Source organism: Mesorhizobium sp. M1A.F.Ca.IN.022.07.1.1, from assembly GCF_003997575.1.
In the GTDB taxonomy this organism is placed as follows: Bacteria; Pseudomonadota; Alphaproteobacteria; order Rhizobiales; family Rhizobiaceae; genus Mesorhizobium.
The window spans coordinates 1-652 of record NZ_RZST01000709.1; the positions used below are offsets into that span (position 1 = coordinate 1).

A 652-nucleotide genomic window follows, 5' to 3' on the forward strand; every position below is an offset into this window, starting at 1 on the left:
GCGCCACCGGCGGGCGCTTGGACAGCGCATAGCCGGCGAGGACGAGCTGCAGCAGATAGATTGTCGTCTGCGCCAGCCCCGCCGCGATGATGAACCAGGACAGGATGGTGGCGGCAAGGACGATCTCGTCGCTCCAATCGGCAATCATGCGGCCGGCCCCTCGGCAAGAATGAGCGAGGCGGTGCGCTGGCTGCGCGAGACCTCGCTGTCGGCAATCTGGCGCAGCAGCCGCTCGCCCGGCTGGCCGAAGGAGCGCAGCGCTTTGGCGGCGGCATAGCGCACGTTCCAGACCTCGTCGTCCAGCAGCCTGGACAGCGGCGGGGCAAGTTCGGGAAGGCCGAGGCGTCGCGCGGACTCGGCGGCGGCGGCGCGCACGTCCCAGTCGTCGTTTGCCATCGCGCTCGTCAGGATCGCCGGCGCATCGGCGTATCCGGTGAGGCCCAGCGCGCGCAGCGCCGCGGCGACAACCTCGGGCGAGGCATCGCCGGCCAAGCCGGCGAAGAAGGCGGCAAAGCCGAAGCCGCCGGCGCGGGCGAGCGCGTCGATCGCGGCCGCCCTGATGAAGGGCACGGCGTCGACGCGCGATGCATGGATCGCAAGCTCGTTGAAGCGCGTGCGCGGAAAGCGCCTGAACAGTTCGATCAGGCGCCGC

The 652-nt window shown here is 71.0% G+C and carries 1 protein-coding gene; it reads right to left on the reverse strand.

What is annotated here, in order from left to right:
• Window positions 1-144: 144 nt before the first annotated feature.
• Window positions 145-652, reverse strand: a 508-nt coding sequence (locus EOA75_RS33545; protein WP_164747790.1) for a HEAT repeat domain-containing protein, incomplete at its 5' end; no start/stop codon positions are given.